Here is a 19,730-nt window from a genome sequence, read left to right as displayed (position 1 = left end):
AAAGAAGCGAAAACGGCGCGTTATGTCTGCCCACCGATAGGCTCGCTTCCTGGTCCGATAAATATCCAACCCCAAATTTACAATTGCTATCTGAAAGAAAACGGCATAAGGGAAAAGAAGCAGGAAGGCGAACGGCAGGATGCCGACCACCGACACAACGCCACCCACTGAGGCCCGCTGACTCTTGTGAGCCCAGATGATTGGCCCCGTATTACCATGAGCATCGGTATACTCAACAAGATGCAGCTTCATCGGCTACCTCACTTCCAAATAGAACTTCACCCTGTTCAGAGTCGGACATAACGATTTCCGTCCCGGCACCACCCAGCTCCGCCTGATAACGCTCAAATGTTGCTTTGGATAGCACACCTTCGCGGTAACGATCCTCTACATCTCGCATCAGCGGCCGACCATATCGGTCAACCAAATCCGTCATTACCTTCGTCACCTTGGATTCGTCTGTTGCGTAGAGAGTCCGGCGCATCTGATCATCGAGGCTCAAATATTCACGAATCGCAGTTCTCCCACCGTCGACCGTTGGTACCAACTCCTGATAGATCAGAGTCCTGGCGCTCCCAATCAGGCCGGAAAGCGCACGGGATCGCTCACCTTGAGGGAAAACGCCCGCCATCCGAGAAAGCATTTCTCCAACAGAGTTAACGTGAACCGTCGTATAAACGCGGTGACCTGTCTCAGCGTTATGGACAGCGCCTTCAATCGTCTCTGCATCCCGGGCCTCACCCAAGATGATGTCATTAGGATGACGGCGCAGACTGTTGGCAGTCGCATGGGAATAATCTCGCAGCATGATATAAACATCAGACTGCGCAATTCGGCCGGTTCGATTAGGGATGGCCCGATAATCAAACTCGATCGGGCTCTCGTAGGTGAGCGCTCTCCGGCCAACGGGATCAGTGAGAATTTCCCGAATGACAGACCCGAGCAGTGTTGTCTTACCTGACCCTGTTGCACCACCAACAATCACAATTCCCGTTCTCGGGAAGAGCAGATCAATAAGCTCTTGAGGGACCTTTAGCTCAGCCATTGTTGGCGGAACCTGAGCTATGGTTCGCATGGTAATATCCACACCGACGGGCGAGGAATACATACCCATGGAAGCAGTGGCATTGACCCGAAACCGATATGTGGTAGTCCGATCCTTGCGAACCGGGTAGGTGAAGTTATGATCCTCACCCTTCTGCAGAATGGCGGCCGCAGAGTTTTTATACATCCCGTTTAGAATAAACTCGACGGTCTCCAAATCCATTGGTCGAGTTCCAACCGTGACAATGCGCCCCTTGCGCTGGACAGCCAACGCCTCACCATCCTGGAACAAAATGTCATCCACACCCCATTCATACAATTGAATCAGGGCATCATTCCACTTCTCCAGGGTGAACGGGTGCTCGTCATTAATAAGGGGAATCGAATCCTTCTGAACCATCATTCAACCTCACCGAACACCGGCATTGACTGATCACCCACTCGTGATTCATCAGGCTCCAAAGCCAGGAACGACTCATGCCCAAACGCCGGCGCCCGCTGCATAGCATCATCAGACACCCAAAGCGCACCCCAGCTGTCCTGACTCTTGAAGCTCATAGGCACGGCCACGGAATAAACGGTGTCACCAGCATTCACCACACGACCATCACTTCCGGTTGTCATCTCTGGCTCAGAGCCAACCATAACCGGACGCTCAACGATGCCCCGGGACTCAAGAATCCGGTAGGTGACTCGGCCGCGAATATCCTGAACCAGCTCATTCAGGTTGTTTGTCCAAGAAAAGTGAGCTTGCTCCAACCCAGAACGCCAACCCTCTTCGACCGCTTCCTCCCAAATCTCCGCCTCAGCGCTTGATCGCGGAAGAAGCTTGGGGTGAGGCGCCTCGGGATAGCTGTACTCTCTCCACAAGTAATCCCGCCATGTAGGCGGGACGCTAATGGCCCGGGGAGGCTCATCCACTCGATATTGAATCTCCACGGTTCGCAATTGCTGATCATCCGGCGATAACTCAAAGCGATCCCGAATCTCAGTAATGGAGGGCAACAGCATGTGCTGATCAACTACAAATGGTGCAAAGCTGGCGATCCGGTCCAGCGTCCCCTCCTGACTCTTGGTAAATTCCAAAAGCTTTTCATAGCGCCAGGCGAGCGCCGTTTGAGCAGCAAGACTGAAAGCGGTTTCCCGAATAGCGCTGCCACGGATATTTGCACCACCCTCACCGTCCACAGGATCACCAAACGTGTTGCCGTTCGCGCGATACTCAACAATTTCCTCATATACTGGCGGATTCTGAGCCTCAATCCAGATATCGAGCGGCATGGCTTCCATATAACGAACCCCTTACTCCGGATAGGTGATTTGCAGACGATCCACATTCGGGTCCAGAGTCACCAGAGCCCGGCCGCCAGATTGATATGCGGCATCTACGAGGAACTCAGCCAGCGGTTTTTCCGTGCGGTTGACGACTACCGTTATCGGAACAACGGGTGCATTGCCAATTACCTGCGGCTCCTGGTAGCCAACCAACCGGGACAAGCCGCGCAAGAAGGTCTCCAGCTCGCCGTAAAAATCCTCACGCAGAACAACCGAGCGACGCCACTCTTCTGGAAAATCCTCAGGATGATAGTCCAGCGATTTACCGGCACCATCCGCAGTCACTCGAGCACTCTCCGCATAGGAAAGCATCTTGTAGCTCTGCGAAATCTCATTTGCGGCCTGAGATAACTGAACAACACCGGGATCGATCTGCATCGTCACATCCTGCGGGGATGACGCGCAGCCAGACAGAAGAACAACCGGGACAACAAAACAACCAATAGCCTTTTTCAGCATACCTATACCTTTATGAAGTTAGATTCCCAGCAATTCTACCACTTGGCGGCAGGAGCCTGAGCGATCAAGCATGATTCAAACTACGGCTTACACGTATCTATAGGATGCACAGTAACACGAATCAGCACATAACCGGCCCATCAGCCTCAATACGTCCTCGAAACGGCCACAGGAGGGCCATGGGAAGGCCAGAAAGGGAACGTTCAAGATAGAAGGCCATAAAACGGCCACCAGAAGGACACGAAAGCGCCATGAGAGTTAGATTCAACCCCCCTGCCTTACTGAACGGCCACGAGAGCGCCACAGTTCAGCCGCAGTAACGCCATCAAACGAGCACGAAACGACCACAAAACAGCCAGTATAAAAAGCCATCCAGACGCCCTACCCATGAACCGCCAGCCGCACATCTCGCAAAATTGAGAAAAATAGACCCCATAAAAATGAAAAAAGCGCCACAAGACGGCCACGAGACAATTTTTATCCACGTGCCAGGTGACCACCAGCACCTCGCTGAACCCGAAGAATATGGGTCAAAGTTGATCGCTCAGCAGCCAATTACCAGTGAGCGGCTAGAAGATCGCGAGCAATAATTACATTAGCACATCCTATACAGTGCACAGGCACCTGTGTAGTTTGTATGTGATACTATGAGTTTATATAGTTGGGGAACAAAAACCTCTAAAGCACCCATATCTGAGCAAGACACCCGCAACGCTGGTGAACCCTGTTGCGACTGACTACCCCGGAGCACCAAAGTGATCGGAAAAATCGACACCCCTTTTGATACCGACAACCCAAGCCCTTTCTCGGCAACCGGTGGCGTACCCGATCGAACCCGATCCTTATTCGGTCGATTCGTCCGCGAGAACCTGCTGGAACACCTACTGAGAGATAAGGACACCCAACAGGCATTCGCTGATTGGATGGAGAAGCACCTGGATCGCGGAGCTGCATCAAAGAAAACCAAGCGGAACGACCTGAAGGACATCCGACGTTTTGCCGGGCGAAACAAAATGCACTGGCTGGAAACCAAGATGGAAAGCTTGCTCCTGGAAACCCGAAACAACGTCCCGAATAAACGGCGTAATTTCGCGCTCTCCCATCTGATCTCACAGGACACCATTTCGCGCCTGCAGGATTACTTCGAGACTCAACAGTTCACCGTGACGCAGTACCAGGCCATCCAACTATTCTTGGTGACCTGCATGACGGGACTCCGAACGATCGAATGGTCGACCGCTAAACTTGTTCAGCCTCCGTGCCAGATACTTCCCGGGGAATCCAAAGAGCTCCCCTTTCTGGAGGTTCAGACGGCCAAATCTCGTGATGAGGAACCCCGCATTCGCCGGCTTATCCTGGACGAGTTCTCGGACGCCCAAATTGAAACGCTCTACCAAACGCTTCAGTACGCCCAATCCATTTCCAAGGGCACCCGCTCCAACCTGGTCATTCAGGCTCGCCGGATACTTCAACAGATATACATGGACAACCCGGAGGCGATTGAGGTGTTGGCTGAGGCGGATTTTCGGACGGCCCGGAAGATCTATACCGTGGAACTCCGTCGGGGCGGTGCATCGATGAAAGAGACAGCGGCCGCTCTGGGCCACACCTCCATTACCAACGTCCGCTATTACTCGCACGGAGATATATCGGTAGACCGGACAACCAAGCTGCCATTGGCACGCCCACCACGCGGGGATATCGACAAGGTAAAGGACACCCTCGCAGAGCTGAATGAAGCGCGTCGCCAAAAAGGCCTTGGGGCTATCCGAGGCTATGAGGACACCGAAGGCGAAACGCCGGCCACCCGAGGTCGATACGGGAACCCCGCCAGCGGGGAAAGCAAAGAGACCAATACGGTTGGCCAGAGCTTCCTGGACAAACTCTGAGACGGCGGTACCGCGTTTATTAACCGCTTGCGCTTGAGGTCACCCGAACACAACTGGATATCGAGATAGATAGAGGTGGATATGAACACTGCATCAACAAGCCAAACCGAATCGGCCGGGCTTCCCCCTCAGAGCAGAGAAATCGTTACGACTGGCCCAGCCGTGGAAAATCCGGCCGTCCGCCAGCTCAAGGAACACATTTTCGCTAATCGGGGTGCCGGCTACCCTGAGACCTATCACCCAAAGCACCTGGTCAGCCCCACCCTTTTGACGGACGCCCTTAAAGCAGCAGTTCGGTTATCCGATGCTTTACTGGAAGGCCAGACGATCATTTGCGTAGCCGACTTTGATTGCGACGGAGCGACCGGTGCCGCGATTTTCAACCGATGCATGAAACGGTTTGCCGATACCCTGTCGGCCTTCCGAATGCCCAAGGCAAGCCTGCACACTGTTATTCCTGACCGCTTCCGTTATGGCTACGGCCTCAAGCCCCGGCTGGCGGAAGACAAAATCAAGCCACTGTACCCCGATGTGATTGTCACAATTGATAACGGGATTTCCTCTCATGATGCGGTCACCCGAATCTCGCAATGGCAAGGCGTAAGCAGCGCTAATCCCAATGGGGCGCCCGATGTGATCATTACCGATCACCACGCCCAGGGCGAAACCCTCCCCACCGCCTTCGCTGTGGTCAACCCGAACAGAAAGGATTGCCCGTTTCCCTCCAAGGCGTTGGCCGGATGTGGCGTGGCCTTCTATATGATGCTCCTGGTTCGCCAAACCCTGATCAGCCGGCTGAAGAGAAACAGTCGCACCTCGGCCGCAGCGGGAGGGATCGCTGCCGTCCAGATCAACCATTTTGCCGACCTGGTGGCCGTTGGCACGATCGGGGATATGGTTCCGATGGATTTGAACAACCGGATCATGGTTAAGGTGGGCCTGGACCGGATCAACAAGGGGCTCCAAATGCCGGCACGGAAAGCCCACCTCGACGGCTACCTCTCCTTTGGCGTCCGCGCCCTGCTGGAAGCGGCCAACGTAAGCTACCCGGTGACCGCCAGCGACATCGCCTTCCAGGTGGTACCCAGAATTAATGCGGTTGGCCGACTGGAAACCCCAACCGCCGGTATTGAGTGCCTGCTTTCCGAAACACAGATGATGGCCGGCATTGAGGCAGACCGATGCCACAAACTGAACGAAGAAAGAAAATCGGTGCAACGGACGATGCAACAGGAAGCCGACGAGGCCTTGGCCAGCCTGAGCGACACCCCGGACACCGAAACGCCGTGCGTGGTTCTCCACAACCCGTCATGGCATCCGGGCCTTGTTGGGTTGGTGGCGTCGGGCATTAAGGAGCGAACGAAAGGTGCGGTAATCTGCTTCGCCCCGGAAGGTGACCCAAACGCAAAACCTGGAACGCCGGAGGCAGACGGTGACCCTGACTGGCTCAAAGGCTCTGGCCGCTCTGACAACGTGCACCTCCGAGACACGCTGGCCTTCGTTGCGGCTCAGGCCCCGGATCTGATGATGCAGTTCGGCGGTCACGCTCGGGCAGCAGGCCTGTCCTTGCACAAAACAGAGCTAAACCGGTTTAAGCGTCTGTTTGCGAAAGCGGTCGAACACTCCCTTACGGTATCCCCTCTTGTAAATCCAGTGTATGCCGATGGCGCACTTCCGGCACACCTTCGAGATCACGCGTTTGCCGCCTGGATTGAACGCCAGCCCTGGGGCAACCTGTTTCCCGAGCCAACCTTTACCCAGAACTTCAAAGTCATTCGGGCAGCCGGAGTGGGAACGGCCCACCAGAAACTACTGGTCATGGATGCCGACGAGCAGCCACTGAGCAACACCGATCAGAACGGCACAACGATTTACCCGGTCTCCCATGGCGCCAAGGCTATCCCGATGCTTTGGTTTTTCAGCCGAGACGAGGAAAACCCGGATACGGTGGCTCCTGGGTCTGCAGTTCGGGTGACCTACACTCTGACGATCAACCGCTTTCGGGGGCAAAACGAAATCCAGGCGATAGCAAAATCCATCGACATCATAGGGGTCGGCCAATAATGACGCGCTCAACCAACTCCGTACTGCTGGCGGGCCGATGCATTCTGGCATCCATGTGGACGCGCCGACCGGTGACCTCCACCCTCTTTTGGGCATCCATCATTGTTGTGGGAGGCCGACTGATTTATACCGGCCTCCATGGAATGCCCTTGGCCACCACGATTGGAGCCGGGACACCCTGGCTGAGCGCCTGGGCCTGCCTGATTGGTTCGGCGGTCGTCCTGAGCAGTGACTGGGAGGCCATTAAAGTCGAGGCAACCCGGAGAGCCCTCGCACGCATCACCACCTCAACAACCGAACAGTCTGGAAGCAACAGATAAAAGCGCTAGGCGCTTAGCGCAAGAACGAAACCTCAACCTGAGATAGCCGCCTTTGTGCGGCCTCGCCCCTCACAAGAAATCGAAGCCCGAGCTATCCGCCAGCAGGGAGTCGCCAAAAGGCGACAACCCCGCCCCGTATCGCGCTCAAGCCCCCACACACGCGAACCAAGACGGTATAAAGAAGGAAGCATGAACCCGATCAGCGCAAGACCATAACGCGCCACAACCAATGGAGATCAACACCATGAGCCAACCAAGCATAATGCGGTTTGACCGGGATGGCTGGAAACAGACCCCTTCAATAACCCTGAACGAAGGCGACCTCATCTACCACCAGCGAACACTCCTTGAGGTGACCGAAAAACCCAAGATGGTTGGCGAGAAAGTGCAAATTTCGGCAAAGCCGGCCGACGTGGCCGATGAACCCATCGTGGTTGCCGTAGGCGGAAACTGGCGAGAGCGGCAAGCAACCACGGCCGTGATGGACTACACCAACGCAGCGTGCCGAGACTTTGGCGATGGCACTCACATGATCGCTGAACTTGAGGCCGGACCCGGCGCCATCTTCTCCCCTCGCCTAACAGCAAAGGAGCTGGAAGCCTGGTGCCTCGAAAACCTTGAGCGATTTGAAGCGTTTTTCGAGGCCAACGAGGCCGCACTGGATGCAGGCGCGATTGTGAAGATGGATCCCTGGTGGGAAACACAGACTGACACCGCCGAAACCAGGCAAACACCGGGCCGATGAGCGAGTACACCCGGAGACTAGCACTCCATGGCGGCGGGGCCAGCTCCCGCTCCACCGTTCAGCCAAGCCCGCAGCACCAGAGCAAAGCGGCGGGCAAGCCAGCCCTGCCCGCTATTGGCCAGCTTCATCTGACCAAGGACGGCCAGGACTTCCTGTTATCTATCCAAACACACGCGGAGTCCATCGCCTTCATCAACCAAAGGCTTTCGGGCGCCCACCTGGTCAAACAGGAAGAGCGACTACTGCATCAGGAATCCCGGATCAGCGGGAGGGTAACGACCAAGACGCTCTACATTTACCAGGTGCCCGCCAGCCACGACAATACGATTCGCCTGATTGAGCTTGGCCGACAACTGAAAGCTGGCGGACTTCGCCTGGCCCTCAGCAACGAGCAGGCCCGGACACACCTACAGACCCACCAGAAGCTCTGGCAGGAGCGACGCCGCCAGGACCGCATTGACCAGGAGAGCGCCAAGGCTGTACTTCCGGTACCGGAAATCGGAGGCAACCACGCTCACGAGAACCCGGAGGAGCCACCCCCGATTCTCCCGGTAAGTAATTCGAGTGTGCGCGCACCGCATACACTCGAAAGACGCAATACCGATCTGGCCATCACCGAATCCAGGCCGAACATCCAGGTCATCACCGGCAGGACACCGGCGACCGCCAGCCAGGCTACCGCACTGAAGATCCAGACAACCCGCAATCCGACCGACCCAGACTTGCTGGCCAACGGCTACCCAAATGCAGGGCTGTACGACCTGATCATGGAACAGCCGGGAGCCCAATACGTGAAAAGCCGCAAAGGCCGGGGCACCACTAAGGGAAGGGCCGGTTATTTTCGGGTACCCATCAGCGAAACCACGGTTGCCCTGATCAAAGCATTGCAGCACCAGTATGGCCTTACCCTGGAGAGCCACGCTCCGACGCTGGGATTGCCAACACCAACAGCGATAAAGAACCGGCTGACCACTTTAAAGGCAACCCACGATCTATCCGGGCAAGCCGACCTGGATGCGGCGCTACCAACACACAGCAAACTGGTCGCCCCGGAAGGACTGGACTACCTGCCCTACCAGAAGGCGGGTATCGCCTATGCGCTGCAGCTGGGCAATGCATTAATTGCCGATGAGCCAGGACTTGGGAAAACCATACAGGCAATCGGGGTCTCCAATGCCTTACCGGAGGTACGACGAATCCTGGTGATCGTCCCCGCCTCCCTGAAGATCAACTGGCAACGCGAGTTTGAAAAATGGGACACCAAAGCGCTCTCGGTCAGTCGGGTCCGCGACGGCAGACCGGATAGCTGGCCTTCTGGCACCCCGGAGGTTGTGGTCATCAACTTTGACCTGGTGGAACAGCACTACGAACGACTGACCGAACAGCCCTGGGACCTCCTGATCATTGACGAGGCCCACGCCCTCAAAAACGAGGATGCCAAACGGACAAAGGCTATCCTCGGGCACGGTAGCGGTGAAAAACGAACCCCGGGCATCCCGGCAAATCGGAAACTCTTTCTCACCGGCACACCGATTCTGAACCGGCCGGCCGAGATCTGGCCGTTGGCCCACGCACTGGATCCGGATTTCTTCGCAGACAAGCATCGCTTTGAAATTCGTTACTGCAACGCCCACAAGACGGACTTCGGCTGGAATGCGCGAGGCTCATCCAATCTACCCGAGCTGAACCGCCAGCTACGGGCGCGAATTATGGTCCGGCGACGGAAGGCGCAGGTACTCAAGGATCTGCCACCGAAAACCCGACAGATCATCGAGCTTGATCGACCAGCGCTGGCGGATCACAACGGGCAATACCGGAGACTGGAACAGGCCACCGCCACACTTGAGGCGCTGTTTGAAAAGAGAAGCGCACTCAGAACCGAGTACGAACACGCACAAGCCGAAACCGCCTTATCCAGCGTTCAGCGCACGCGGTACCGGCTTCAGGCTGAAAATTTGGTGAAAGAGGCCCGCACAGCGTTTCATCAGATGAGCGAGGTGCGCAAGGAAACTGCACTATCAAAAGTTCCCCAGGTCGTAGAGCTGGCGAAAACGGTCTTGGCCAACGGCAAACTCATCCTGTTCTGCCATCACGCGGAAGTCGTTGAAGCCTATGTCGACGCACTCAATCACCACTTCAAGAGACAGGCTGGGAAGCGAGGCACCCCGGCAACCGTGGCCGTCGTCACCGGGAAAACCCCGAACGAGCAACGCCAGGCGCAAGCTGACCGGTTCCAAAGCGACGAACAGTGCAAAGTCTTCGTGGGAACCATACAGGCAGCCGGCGTTGGCCTGACACTGACCGCGGCACAGACCGTTCTTTTCGCTGAGCTTGATTGGGTACCGGGAAATATGAACCAGGCCGAGGACCGGGCACACCGTATTGGCCAGCTGGATCACGTTCTTGTGTATCACACGGCCGTTGAGGGCTCCATCGACACCCAGATGATTCGACGACTGATAGAGAAGCAGCAAACCATTGACGAGGCTCTTGAAGCCGGCGACATAGAGATGCCAACCGATTACCGCACCACCGAAGGCCGGGGCGGGTTCGACTTTGCGGACTGGCTACAGGAGCTCGCAAACGCACCCCCGCTCCACGACCAGGTACAAGGGATACTGCCAGCAACTCAGCGAGAGCCCCTTGATCAAAACCACTTAACGCTCTGTGACGCAGCCGAGCACCAAGACACCACAAGCATGCCGATTAACGGATAAAGGAGACAAGCCATGCCGAACACCCGACTGCAACTGGACTACAGCAGCGCATCCATGAATTACAGCATTGACCTGATCCTGGAAGGCGCCATCACTCAAGATCAGGTCCGCGCGATCAGCATGAATCTGATTGACGGTTATCAGATCGTCGCAGAGCAGGTCGCCCTTACCTCACCCCTGAAAGAAGCGATGAACATCGGTCTGATTGATCGGTACGATGAAACAGATCACCCCCTAACCGATCTTGGGCAGTGGGAGTCTGGCGAACCCAAGGCCAGCGACATGCACACCGAAGAACCGGCAACCGTGTCACATTACACCATCAGCGAGCTGGCGGAGGTCATTGCCCACGCCACATGGGATCAGCTGGCGGCATCCATGGAACTTGAAATGCAGGTGGAGGAATTTGACGATGAGGATGAAGATGAGGATGAATACGACAGCCCGGGCATGAGTTAATCGCCCTCGACCTCTTCGATAAGGCGGCGAACGGTCGCCATAGGCATGAATAAACGCAACGGCTGGGACGGTAGGGGCTTGAAACCGAAGTCACGATACAATCTCAGCCGTCGCGCTACCGCCGACGAATCCCCACAATCCAGCACATCGAGCATAACCACTGCAGTACCAAGATGCTGCGAAGCGCGATGCGCAGCCCGCAACGCCTCTACCAGCAAGAGACCGCCAATACCCTTCCCCTGGACATCAGCCGCCACACCCATCATGCCAATAAAGGCAGCAGGGATATGCCCACTAGGCAAGGAGTACCGTTTGTATCTCTGGGGGAGCTCGCTGTAGTTGACGGTATGAGCATTGATCGAAAAGAAACCGAGAATCCGCCCAGGATCACCCCCATACTCAACGGCCACGAAGACCCGCGCTGTCCCACCCTTCATTAGCTTCCCTGCCGTCTTTCGCAGGAATCGATCAACCTGCCCAACACCGGAGGAAAACTCGTCCCGCCGGTGCCGGGCACTATCCAGCAACTCAAAGGTGACACTCAGAGTCATCAGTTGCGAACCACCTGCGCCTTGTGCCGTGCAAAGGCACCCCTAAGTCTCTCAGTAGGCTCTGGCGGGTTCTCCAGCGCATCAAAAAAGGCCTGGTGATCTTCCGCCTTCAACAATGTCACTTCGTGAGCCCGTATCGTTGCCAGTGCACGCTGGTACATGGCATCGATGGCAAACGCCGACATATCTTGACCAGACAGCGCCGCGGCGCGCTCTACCACCTCTTTAATACCCTCAGGGGCGCGGAAATTAAAGCGCGCAGTGTTGCGCTGACCACGCCGTTTAACGCCCCCCGGATTATCAGCTACCATCATGTTGGCACCTCATTCATTCAATTCTCAGAATAATTGTACGCCTAAGTGACGTACAAGTGAAGCGGTGCACACCCTCGGCACAGGCGGGAGCCTGTTCCGAGCCACCATCGGCGGCGCCCGCCGCAGATGGTATCCAGCCCTCTCGCCTCGATACATGCGGCAGCGCCGGCCAGGTCTCGCCGACAGATGATTCACTCAGAGTTGAATGCCGCCCACAGGCGGCCTTTCCGGGCGCTTTTCAGGGGCGGTGCGCAGACGCTTTGAAGACTGTTAACACCACCCGAACGATAAGGCACGTATAATGCGGGGCATACAACCACTCAAAAGTGGACAAGCTTTCTATCAACATAGCGATCATGGCAACGACAATTCCCACACTGACACCCCCTGAACCAAAGGCTGAACGCAGCAAGACCGTCTCCCTTATGGCAGCACGAGCCTTCTTCCGGATTGGTAAAGACTGGCAGTGCAATGAGTCTGAGCTGACTGCATTGATTGGCGTGGGACTAATCCAGCTGTTGAGCTTGCGAAAGCAGGTAGAGGAAGAATCCATCACCCCGCTGGATCGGCGAACCCTGATCAGGATCCGGTGCCTTGTGATGCTGTATAAAGAGACTGCTCACAGGCACGGCAGCATCGCCCTGGCCCGCAACGATATGCGGGCGTCTCGTGGCGGCCTACCCTTTATGGGGCAAACCCCGATCCAGTACATGGTTCGCCAGGGCCTTAAAGGTATCGTTGAAACTACCAGGGCTGTCACCGGTGGACTCCCAGATCTGAAGACCCCGGTTACGGAACTCTTTAATCAAAGCGAGGCCCAGGCATGATCCCACACCAGGAAGACGGCAAGCCGTTGTATCGAAGTGATCCTGCCGGCGAAAACGCATCACCTCACCTCTACAGCCTGTACGAACAGGAGATCCGCCAGCTCATTGCAGCCGAACGATCGGTGTTGAACCAGATTCAAATGCCATCGAGCCACCCGGATGCACGGAATACACGCCTGGATGCCCTGAAGGCAAGGCGCACCGAAGTGGAGATGTTTACCACCCGAAACCGACATCGTGACCGGAGGGCGAAGCGGTTTCTGATCGCGGGTATCGGCGCGTTCATACTGATACCGGCCTTCCAACTCCTGCAGCCCCGGGAACTCTACCTGGCGGCGAACCAGGGCACTGAATGGATAGCCGGCTACAACGGAACCTTTGTCGCCTTCATCGGGCTTCTAAGCATGGTCTTTCTGATTGGCGCCCACGCGCTGCACCTGATCTTTGAGACCTGGTTGCGCGGCCAAATGAAGAACCCGAACCCCGAAGCAGCAAGACAACCGCAGATACAGTTGGTCAGCCAAAGAGTCTGGCGCCTGCGCTGGTACCGCATCTTAGGCATCGGTCCCGCGATTCCATTGCCAACTCGATATTACCGGGCCTTACCAATCACCCAGGTAGACCTGCTGGCTTCCGCACTGGAACACCTGCACGCAACCGAGCTATCCACCCGCCAGCCAAGCACCGACCAACAATAATCGCCCACTGTATCCAAAGTGACCCGGATTGCGCGATTCGGGCACTTGTTCGCCACCGCAACCACCACCACACCCGCCATAGTCGCTATCATTTGGTCATGTTATTTCAGATTACGATACCCATTGTGACCATACGGGACGATGACACCCATGAGCGAAACCATCAGCGAACAGAAGCGACAACAGTGGCTGGCCACGATCAAGGCCGACCCCGAATTATTCCTGGCCATGGCCGAACAAACCCCGGCCGGCCGAAAAATCCTTGAGGCAATCCGCCAGCACAACAACGATGACCACCAGCGCGCGAAAGAACAGGCACAACTGGTCAACGACGCCGGCGCACACATCAGCCAACACGAAGCGTTTGACGCCCTGACTGCACTGGATAACAGCAACTTCAAGGCGTACAGCCAAGCCAACCCGGACCCCGGCAACGATCTACCATTGGCACACCTGGTTACCCTGATTGAATACGCCCGCCAGCAAGCGACGCTGAATAATCCGGATCTCTATGTCCTGCAGGACAGCCGGGAACACCCGGACAACCAAATGCTGTTTTGGGCGAAGAACGCCCAGGGTTACACAACCAACATCGACAAGGCACACCGGTTCACCCAGCGGGAGGCCGAAGCCCAGCAGAAAACCCGGGAGACCGATATTCCTCACCGGGTAGGCGACCTCGCACCGGCCACGGACAAGATGCTTGATCAGGCAAGCCGCAGTCTGGCCAAGCTTGAGCGAGAGATTCGGGAAGCCAAGGATCCTCTGGTCATCCCGCGCCCGCGAGGGGTTAACCTGGCGATTGAGGCCAGCCTGAGCAACTTTGGCGAGCACGCCGGCACCACCTATGACCTCAAAACACTATTCCAGCGTGACCAAGAGCACGCCGACGACCAGGTGATACTGGCCGCACTGCGGGAATCTCCGGATACACTGGAAACCGTATTGATCAATCCTGACCAGCACCAGGTCGACAGTCTGGCCCGCAATCCGGATATCCTGTTTCGCACCACCACGCTGGCGGAGTTTGCCGCCTCCCTCTGGTGCCACCCGAATGCACATCGGGCCATGCCCTACAACAGTTGGGAGCAGCTGACAGAGTTTGTACGTCCGCACCTGAAAGACATTCACGACACTCAGGCCCGGGTACCGGCGCAGATGGCCAAGGACTTGCCGACCGACCTACCGCCAGCCCTGGCGGCCGAGCGCCTGCACATTCTGGATAGCCTGCCCTCACCGGAAAACCTGAAGGTGAAACTGGCACTGGCCGACATTGAAATGGCCAGCCTATACGGGGAGCCGTCGACCGAGCACCTGTTCACGGACACCCAAATGCTACAGAGCTGGCACGACGAGCTTCGCAACACCAGCCTGGACACCCTTTATAGCAAAGCGGCCGACCTGGAGTTCATGCACCAGGAGCTCACCGATGAGATCCGCCAGCAAATCCGGGAAGGCCACAGCGTTTCGAATGATGAACGGTACACCCTGGCCATGCTCAAGCAGCAACAATCGGAGATCGAGCGCAAGATCGACTCGGTTAATTCGGCCAGCTATCGAGCATCCCTGAAAGACTCGGAAGCCCTGCACGTATCGGACCCCCATGATACCGACGAAGACGAAGGCCCACGCCTGAACTGATTGGAGCACCCGTAATGACCGCCACACCTTCGACCGAAGAAACCCTGGAAGCCATGAAGGCTTACTTTGCCGACTACGGGTTTACCAATTTCTGCTACACGACACCGAACAAGGATTGCGTCTACTCCGACCTGAACGGTGCCTACGTGCACCTATACCCCAGCGAGAGCAAGGTTGAGCTCACCACGATAGACGGAATCATCAAAAGCACCACCGATCAGCTCAGTTTCCCGAATCGCAACATTCCGACATTTTTACGGCACCTGAACCGGCACCGCCCAGCTGATGAAGCATCGCAGCACCTCCGGGAATCAAAACCTTTGGAGAACGGCGACCTTCGACAGACTCAGGCTCGCCTGAACAGCCTGGTCAGCACCATCGTTAAGAGTGCAGCCGACGCAGGCCTGATCGAACAAGGCAAAACGAGCGTCACCGGCGCCGAACTATCAACCATCATCAGCACGCTGAGCGAACGAGCAAAGCAGCCACCCGAGGTCGAGACCGACGAACCGTTACAGCTGGCGAACGATGCCGACAGCGACGAACAACCCAGCCCTTCACGTTAACTATCCGGAGCAAACTCATGGAAAAGACCGCCAGCCAGGAAATCGAACAACTGCGGGAAGAACGTAACCGCCTGGCCCATCAGCGCAACATGCTTGGCCGAGCCATTGCAGATGCAGCAATCAGCGCCGGCCTATGCCGAGAGGATGCAGACCTCACTGCCCCCCACTTGCTTGAACTGGCCCAAGGCCTCGGGGAAGCGCTCACCCGAACCAAGAACGAGCTGGAGCTGGCGGCCGAGCGACTGATTGAACGCCCCGTTCGCGTTGAGAATCCGCCAGCACCAAACTTCGCAGCCGTCGAAGGGAAGCGAATCGGGGAACTTTCACCAACTCAAATGGATGACGCAACGGAACTGTGGCTGCGCAATAACAGCGGTTGGTTTCACGAACGGGAGTACCTGGAGTTCCTTCTGCACCGACTGGATCAAGCCCGGGGAATCACACCATCCAGCCAACCCTCCCAACTGTGCGAAACCCTGCGTCCGGGAAGCACCGAGACGAAAGCTCAGGAAGCAGGAGCCCCAATGATTAACCCGGAACTGGAGGATATGCTGACCTCATACCACGGCCTGCGAAACTCCATCATCAGCACCGGCATCGAAATGGCGATCATTCCCCCGGACTACAATCGTCGCTCAGCCACACACACGGACGTAGTAGACCTGATTCAAGAAATGGCCACCCAAACCGGAACCTCCACGGAGGTCACCGACACCCAGAGACGCCGCTGGACTCACGTTGATCTGAACAACCCGGTCATGCTTGGGCAAACACAACTCTACAATGACCTGGCAGACCCGATTTACGAAATGGCCACCCAGCTGGGCAAGAATCCATTGCCATTCGGGTATCCACTGACGCCAGCCGAAGCAAAAGGCCTGCTGCAGACCATCGCAACGCCCTCGGCGAGAGCACATGCGGCCGATGGCCCACTGGATTTGGCGAGCGATATCGACGATCACGCGTCCGAAAGCCCCACTCCCTGGTAACCCACCACCGGTGCCGGCCCCACAGGCCGGCACTCAATCGGCATCCTTATTCTCAGCCACCCACGTTTTGAAGTGGGAATCCTCAAAATCCCAGACCCCCTGATCAACCTGGCAGATATGCTCACCTCGCAACCGCTTCACGGCATTCTGAATGGTATGAACTGACACATCCGCCAGCTCCATCCCCACATAATCCGCGACAAATTGCTTCGCACCCTCCTGATACAGTCCACCCTCTCGCTCCCTGGACAACCAGACGAGCACCGCACGATCGACCGACTTCAGGGATTTCCAGGTACTCAAATAATCACTTTCCTCAATCTGAACTTCACGGTACCGGTCAGTCGCGGCCAGAATATCTGTCTCGCCAGACAGTATCATTATCTCGATCAGCGCCCGGAAGTCCCAGGGCACCCGATTCAAGGCAACGAAAGCCCGCATGGCACTGGCGAGATCCAGAGAGCGCCCGGTCGCCTGCTGAAACGCAGAAAGAATATGCTGAACAAACCCCGCATCAAGATCAGGCAGATCAATCTGGGAAGTAGATCGGAACAGCGGCGCCTTTCTCCGGCTGAACAACTGACGAAGCCCATCCCGACTGGAGCCTGTGTAGACCACAAAAAGCCGCTCCCGATGTTCATCAATCAGCGTGCGAAGGAAGTGAACCAGCGGCTCGAATGATTCCCTGGTCGCAAGGTGCTGCACCTCATCCAGACACAACAGCACACGAGGATGAATGGCCAACAGGCGAGTGAACTTTGAACGAAGGTTTGACAGCGATTGCGAGTCCGGCGCCACCGCATCATTGAAACTCACAGCCGCCTGACCGGACACAACGCCTGCCGGATTAACCCCTCCCCCGACTTTGACCTCCCGAATAGATCGACTCTCCGGCGCCTTTCGACGCTTCAACCAGGAGGAACCGCTAATGGCACGATCAACCGCACCAATCAGACTCGACACCGGATCATCCGGATTCTCCCAAAAGCTGACATAGAGCGTTTTGTAACCCTTCTCTCCGGCCGCTGGAATCAGGTCATACAACACGAACTCGGTTTTTCCCATCCGCCTGGGTGCGAACAGGGTAATGGTATTGGACAGCCCAGCCTCAAACCCCGATAACACGGTCGTGATCAACCTGCTGCGCTCGTAGTGCCACTGAATCTGCATAACTTTAGTCCGGTTTAGTAGGCGGATTAACTAATTAGTAAATGGTATTACTAAAACCAACTAATTGCCACAAACTGGTTAAATGGCAGGCAATCGGTGTGGCAATCCCGTTGTTCTATATGGTACGCTATACGCATACACTGAGCATGAAAAAGGATTCGCACATGACCCCTATCGCATTCTTCACCGACGACCTGGCACTCATCCCTGAGTACGCATCCCCCGGACTGGCGGATACCCTCGGCAAACCCATCACCGTTGCCGATTTCGCCAAGCGCACCGGCAACCTGCCAATGTCAGCATTCGAGACCGACAAAGGCGAGCTGGTACTGGAAACCCACCCCCGCTACAACCTCAACGGCCACTGCGCTTTTGTCCGTGGCACCATCCACTCTGCGGCGACCGCATAACCCACAACCACCGGAGGCCAGCATGACCCATTCCACCCATAAACTCGACTCGGACGAACTGGAACACATGGTCCGCCAGCGCTTGGCCCTCCGGTACAATCTCAACCTGAACGATGACGATGATCGGCAGACCGTAGACCGCCTTCGGAACACCAACGAAGGCCTGCTGGCCAGAGCGGCTATCCAGATTGAGGTCACCGATAGCGACGAAAGCATTTGGGAATCCGCCAGCGAATCGCTGACCACGCCAGAACCAGCGGACACCCTGAAACCCTATTGGGCAAGCCTGACACAAAGGGGAAGCCAAAGTGAGCAATACTGACCGTGACACCAAGCCAAACGTGCGCCCAATGGACGACGATCTGCGCCGCTACATTGAAAACGCACTACCCAATGCACAATACAATCCATACAAGCGCTGGATTATCGGCCCCGGCAATCCAGCCACCAAGACAGAACTGCTCGTCCTGAACATCAAACTGAATGACCAGGAAGCCATCGTGGCCTGCCCGGAACGGCATTTGGTGGCCACCGGCTCCGATCTGGTTGAAACGGGCATCGCTCTCGCCCAAGCACTCAAGATCGACCTGAACCGGGCGCCCGACACCGCCGTTGCGGCCACCTGCAATATGCCCTTCGATCTGGACGGCCGAATCATCAAACCAAAGTCCAACTACTCGGCTCCCCAGCCGGAAGCAGCAGCCCACCAGCCCGACGAACAACAAACCCCGCCAGCGGAAGCCAGCAAGGAAATAGTGGCAGAACCATCACAACCGAGAGCAACCGAACACAAGGAGACTCACGACCAGGGTTTGTTTGACCTGGTGGACGGCGAACTGGATAGCGAAAGCGACCCGAACGACGAAATACAGCCCAGCCTGTTCTGAGCCCATGAATGAGAGGCGGGGCACCAATCGCTTCGCCAGCTAGGCTACAATCGAAGGGTGTTGGGCATCCTGCCCGATATGGTCGGTATGTTTTTTCGTGGATAGTTCTCGCTGGGAACCACTCACCACAACCGTCGGTGCGCCGGCGGTTTTTTTTATGCCTCATAGCCACCATCGGGCAACGCGTGAAAACCGAGAGCATGGCGCCACCGGCTTTCACGCCCAAGGTCAGCTCATATACTCATAGCCGCGCTCCGGCATGTCGCCCTGAAAGCCCGAGCCCATCCAGCGAAGAAACCCATCACTGAACCGTTGATCTTCACCCACACAATAACAGCGAGGGGACTCTTCCGAGCCGGTGGCCGGGAGCCACCAGACCACATGAAAACCGCCCGTCGAAAGAAGTCCGCCTCCGTCCGTCACCAGCATCACGCGACCATCCGGGTGCCGCCAGGCATCCATTACCGTATGCACAACATCACGGACAGGCAGGGCCACCGCCTCCTTCATGCGCGGTTGAGCCTCAGACCAGAAACCCGCCTCGAACACTTCCTCGTCAACCCACTCCCAACCAAAAGGCATCAAGTAACCCTCAGTGGCATCTGTGTATGTCTGCATCTTGCACCTCCAATCCGTTCAAGCCTG

21 protein-coding genes are annotated in these 19,730 nt (G+C 56.6%); 14 read left to right on the top strand and 7 right to left on the bottom strand.

Features of this window, described 5'->3' with window-relative positions:
* Positions 1-232: 232 nt before the first annotated feature.
* From ARC85_RS13065 to ARC85_RS13055, 3 genes are read right to left on the bottom strand one after another with little or no spacing between them, the layout of a single operon-like run.
* On the bottom strand, positions 233-1,447 hold the full coding sequence (locus ARC85_RS13065; RefSeq protein WP_286715012.1) for a type IV pilus twitching motility protein PilT: 1,215 nt from the start codon (positions 1,445-1,447) through the stop codon (positions 233-235).
* The gene (locus tag ARC85_RS13060) at positions 1,444-2,334 is read right to left on the bottom strand and encodes a type IV secretory system conjugative DNA transfer family protein (RefSeq protein ID WP_286715010.1); all 891 of its coding nucleotides are present in this window, start codon (positions 2,332-2,334) and stop codon (positions 1,444-1,446) included. The genes ARC85_RS13065 and ARC85_RS13060 overlap by 4 nt, the downstream gene beginning before the upstream one ends.
* Positions 2,335-2,346: 12 nt before the next feature.
* Positions 2,347-2,838, bottom strand: coding sequence for a DotD/TraH family lipoprotein (locus ARC85_RS13055; protein WP_011783221.1), 492 nt, complete (start codon positions 2,836-2,838; stop codon positions 2,347-2,349).
* Positions 2,839-3,593: 755 nt separating this feature from the next.
* On the opposite strand from ARC85_RS13055, the gene ARC85_RS13050 reads away from it, so the two are divergent.
* The 6 genes from ARC85_RS13050 (at position 3,594) to ARC85_RS13025 (ending at position 11,032) form a co-directional block, all read left to right on the top strand.
* Complete coding sequence (locus ARC85_RS13050; RefSeq protein ID WP_286715009.1) at positions 3,594-4,727, top strand: hypothetical protein; 1,134 nt, start codon at positions 3,594-3,596, stop codon at positions 4,725-4,727.
* Positions 4,728-4,889: 162 nt separating this feature from the next.
* Positions 4,890-6,791: a single-stranded-DNA-specific exonuclease RecJ gene (locus tag ARC85_RS13045; protein WP_286715008.1), complete on the top strand. Its 1,902-nt coding sequence runs from the start codon at positions 4,890-4,892 to the stop codon at positions 6,789-6,791.
* A complete protein-coding gene (locus ARC85_RS13040; RefSeq protein ID WP_041657361.1) occupies positions 6,791-7,111 on the top strand; it encodes a hypothetical protein in 321 nt (106 codons plus the stop codon). Before ARC85_RS13045 ends, ARC85_RS13040 begins: the two co-directional genes overlap by 1 nt.
* A gap of 244 nt (positions 7,112-7,355) precedes the next feature.
* Positions 7,356-7,856 carry a hypothetical protein gene (locus tag ARC85_RS13035; RefSeq protein WP_286715006.1) on the top strand — a complete coding sequence of 167 codons (501 nt, stop codon included), beginning with the start codon at positions 7,356-7,358 and terminating at the stop codon, positions 7,854-7,856.
* Positions 7,853-10,573: a DEAD/DEAH box helicase gene (locus tag ARC85_RS13030; protein ID WP_286715004.1), complete on the top strand. Its 2,721-nt coding sequence runs from the start codon at positions 7,853-7,855 to the stop codon at positions 10,571-10,573. The genes ARC85_RS13035 and ARC85_RS13030 overlap by 4 nt, the downstream gene beginning before the upstream one ends.
* Positions 10,574-10,585: 12 nt before the next feature.
* On the top strand, positions 10,586-11,032 hold the full coding sequence (locus tag ARC85_RS13025; RefSeq protein ID WP_286715002.1) for a hypothetical protein: 447 nt from the start codon (positions 10,586-10,588) through the stop codon (positions 11,030-11,032).
* Here ARC85_RS13025 and ARC85_RS13020 read toward each other — a convergent pair.
* Together ARC85_RS13020 and ARC85_RS13015 are read right to left on the bottom strand one after the other, a co-directional pair.
* Positions 11,029-11,583 carry a GNAT family N-acetyltransferase gene (locus ARC85_RS13020; RefSeq protein ID WP_286715000.1) on the bottom strand — a complete coding sequence of 185 codons (555 nt, stop codon included), beginning with the start codon at positions 11,581-11,583 and terminating at the stop codon, positions 11,029-11,031. The genes ARC85_RS13025 and ARC85_RS13020 overlap by 4 nt on opposite strands.
* Positions 11,583-11,897, bottom strand: coding sequence for a type II toxin-antitoxin system TacA family antitoxin (locus tag ARC85_RS13015; protein ID WP_286714997.1), 315 nt, complete (start codon positions 11,895-11,897; stop codon positions 11,583-11,585). The genes ARC85_RS13020 and ARC85_RS13015 overlap by 1 nt, the downstream gene beginning before the upstream one ends.
* Positions 11,898-12,253: 356 nt before the next feature.
* Here ARC85_RS13015 and ARC85_RS13010 point away from each other — a divergent pair, with 356 nt between their 5' ends.
* The 5 genes from ARC85_RS13010 (at position 12,254) to ARC85_RS12990 (ending at position 16,618) form a co-directional block, all read left to right on the top strand.
* Positions 12,254-12,724 (top strand): hypothetical protein, encoded by a 471-nt coding sequence (locus ARC85_RS13010; RefSeq protein WP_286714995.1) that lies wholly within the window; start codon positions 12,254-12,256, stop codon positions 12,722-12,724.
* Positions 12,721-13,422 (top strand): hypothetical protein, encoded by a 702-nt coding sequence (locus ARC85_RS13005; protein WP_286714993.1) that lies wholly within the window; start codon positions 12,721-12,723, stop codon positions 13,420-13,422. Before ARC85_RS13010 ends, ARC85_RS13005 begins: the two co-directional genes overlap by 4 nt.
* A 150-nt stretch (positions 13,423-13,572) precedes the next feature.
* Positions 13,573-15,063, top strand: coding sequence for a hypothetical protein (locus tag ARC85_RS13000; RefSeq protein WP_286714991.1), 1,491 nt, complete (start codon positions 13,573-13,575; stop codon positions 15,061-15,063).
* Positions 15,064-15,077: 14 nt separating this feature from the next.
* The gene (locus tag ARC85_RS12995; RefSeq protein ID WP_286714989.1) at positions 15,078-15,629 is read left to right on the top strand and encodes a hypothetical protein; all 552 of its coding nucleotides are present in this window, start codon (positions 15,078-15,080) and stop codon (positions 15,627-15,629) included.
* 17 nt (positions 15,630-15,646) lie between these two features.
* Complete coding sequence (locus tag ARC85_RS12990) at positions 15,647-16,618, top strand: hypothetical protein (RefSeq protein WP_286714988.1); 972 nt, start codon at positions 15,647-15,649, stop codon at positions 16,616-16,618.
* A 33-nt stretch (positions 16,619-16,651) separates the two neighbouring features.
* Here the strand turns inward: ARC85_RS12990 and ARC85_RS12985 are convergent, their stop codons facing one another.
* Complete coding sequence (locus tag ARC85_RS12985) at positions 16,652-17,788, bottom strand: ATP-binding protein (RefSeq protein WP_286714986.1); 1,137 nt, start codon at positions 17,786-17,788, stop codon at positions 16,652-16,654.
* A 164-nt stretch (positions 17,789-17,952) separates the two neighbouring features.
* Here ARC85_RS12985 and ARC85_RS12980 point away from each other — a divergent pair, with 164 nt between their 5' ends.
* Genes ARC85_RS12980 through ARC85_RS12970 form a run of 3 tightly spaced genes read left to right on the top strand, consistent with a single transcriptional unit; the run spans position 17,953 to position 19,085 of the window.
* Positions 17,953-18,198: a hypothetical protein gene (locus ARC85_RS12980; protein WP_286714985.1), complete on the top strand. Its 246-nt coding sequence runs from the start codon at positions 17,953-17,955 to the stop codon at positions 18,196-18,198.
* Positions 18,199-18,220: 22 nt separating this feature from the next.
* Complete coding sequence (locus ARC85_RS12975; RefSeq protein WP_286714984.1) at positions 18,221-18,520, top strand: hypothetical protein; 300 nt, start codon at positions 18,221-18,223, stop codon at positions 18,518-18,520.
* The gene (locus tag ARC85_RS12970; RefSeq protein ID WP_286714982.1) at positions 18,507-19,085 is read left to right on the top strand and encodes a hypothetical protein; all 579 of its coding nucleotides are present in this window, start codon (positions 18,507-18,509) and stop codon (positions 19,083-19,085) included. Before ARC85_RS12975 ends, ARC85_RS12970 begins: the two co-directional genes overlap by 14 nt.
* Positions 19,086-19,313: 228 nt before the next feature.
* On the opposite strand, the gene ARC85_RS12965 is transcribed toward ARC85_RS12970, so the two are convergent.
* Positions 19,314-19,703, bottom strand: coding sequence for a hypothetical protein (locus ARC85_RS12965; protein ID WP_286714981.1), 390 nt, complete (start codon positions 19,701-19,703; stop codon positions 19,314-19,316).
* Positions 19,704-19,730: the final 27 nt, after the last annotated feature.

Source organism: Marinobacter sp. tcs-11, assembly GCF_002049515.1.
GTDB classification, from domain to species: domain Bacteria; phylum Pseudomonadota; class Gammaproteobacteria; order Pseudomonadales; family Oleiphilaceae; genus Marinobacter; species Marinobacter nauticus.
Note: the sequence above shows the minus strand (reverse complement) of the source record. Positions and strands in the feature narration are given on the sequence as shown.

Bases quoted from the DNA above. Each gene is read 5' to 3' on its own strand.
- ARC85_RS13025 (WP_286715002.1), top strand. From the start codon at position 10,586: ATGCCGAACACCCGACTGCAACTGGACTACAGCAGCGCATCCATGAAT.
- ARC85_RS13030 (WP_286715004.1), top strand. From the start codon at position 7,853: ATGAGCGAGTACACCCGGAGACTAGCACTCCATGGCGGCGGGGCCAGC.
- ARC85_RS13020 (WP_286715000.1), bottom strand. From the start codon at position 11,583: ATGACTCTGAGTGTCACCTTTGAGTTGCTGGATAGTGCCCGGCACCGG.
- ARC85_RS12980 (WP_286714985.1), top strand. From the start codon at position 17,953: ATGACCCCTATCGCATTCTTCACCGACGACCTGGCACTCATCCCTGAG.
- ARC85_RS12985 (WP_286714986.1), bottom strand. From the start codon at position 17,788: ATGCAGATTCAGTGGCACTACGAGCGCAGCAGGTTGATCACGACCGTG.
- ARC85_RS13000 (WP_286714991.1), top strand. From the start codon at position 13,573: ATGAGCGAAACCATCAGCGAACAGAAGCGACAACAGTGGCTGGCCACG.
- ARC85_RS13055 (WP_011783221.1), bottom strand. From the start codon at position 2,838: ATGCTGAAAAAGGCTATTGGTTGTTTTGTTGTCCCGGTTGTTCTTCTG.
- ARC85_RS13015 (WP_286714997.1), bottom strand. From the start codon at position 11,897: ATGATGGTAGCTGATAATCCGGGGGGCGTTAAACGGCGTGGTCAGCGC.
- ARC85_RS12975 (WP_286714984.1), top strand. From the start codon at position 18,221: ATGACCCATTCCACCCATAAACTCGACTCGGACGAACTGGAACACATG.
- ARC85_RS13010 (WP_286714995.1), top strand. From the start codon at position 12,254: ATGGCAACGACAATTCCCACACTGACACCCCCTGAACCAAAGGCTGAA.
- ARC85_RS12990 (WP_286714988.1), top strand. From the start codon at position 15,647: ATGGAAAAGACCGCCAGCCAGGAAATCGAACAACTGCGGGAAGAACGT.
- ARC85_RS13035 (WP_286715006.1), top strand. From the start codon at position 7,356: ATGAGCCAACCAAGCATAATGCGGTTTGACCGGGATGGCTGGAAACAG.
- ARC85_RS13065 (WP_286715012.1), bottom strand. From the start codon at position 1,447: ATGATGGTTCAGAAGGATTCGATTCCCCTTATTAATGACGAGCACCCG.
- ARC85_RS13060 (WP_286715010.1), bottom strand. From the start codon at position 2,334: ATGGAAGCCATGCCGCTCGATATCTGGATTGAGGCTCAGAATCCGCCA.
- ARC85_RS12965 (WP_286714981.1), bottom strand. From the start codon at position 19,703: ATGCAGACATACACAGATGCCACTGAGGGTTACTTGATGCCTTTTGGT.
- ARC85_RS12995 (WP_286714989.1), top strand. From the start codon at position 15,078: ATGACCGCCACACCTTCGACCGAAGAAACCCTGGAAGCCATGAAGGCT.
- ARC85_RS13005 (WP_286714993.1), top strand. From the start codon at position 12,721: ATGATCCCACACCAGGAAGACGGCAAGCCGTTGTATCGAAGTGATCCT.
- ARC85_RS13040 (WP_041657361.1), top strand. From the start codon at position 6,791: ATGACGCGCTCAACCAACTCCGTACTGCTGGCGGGCCGATGCATTCTG.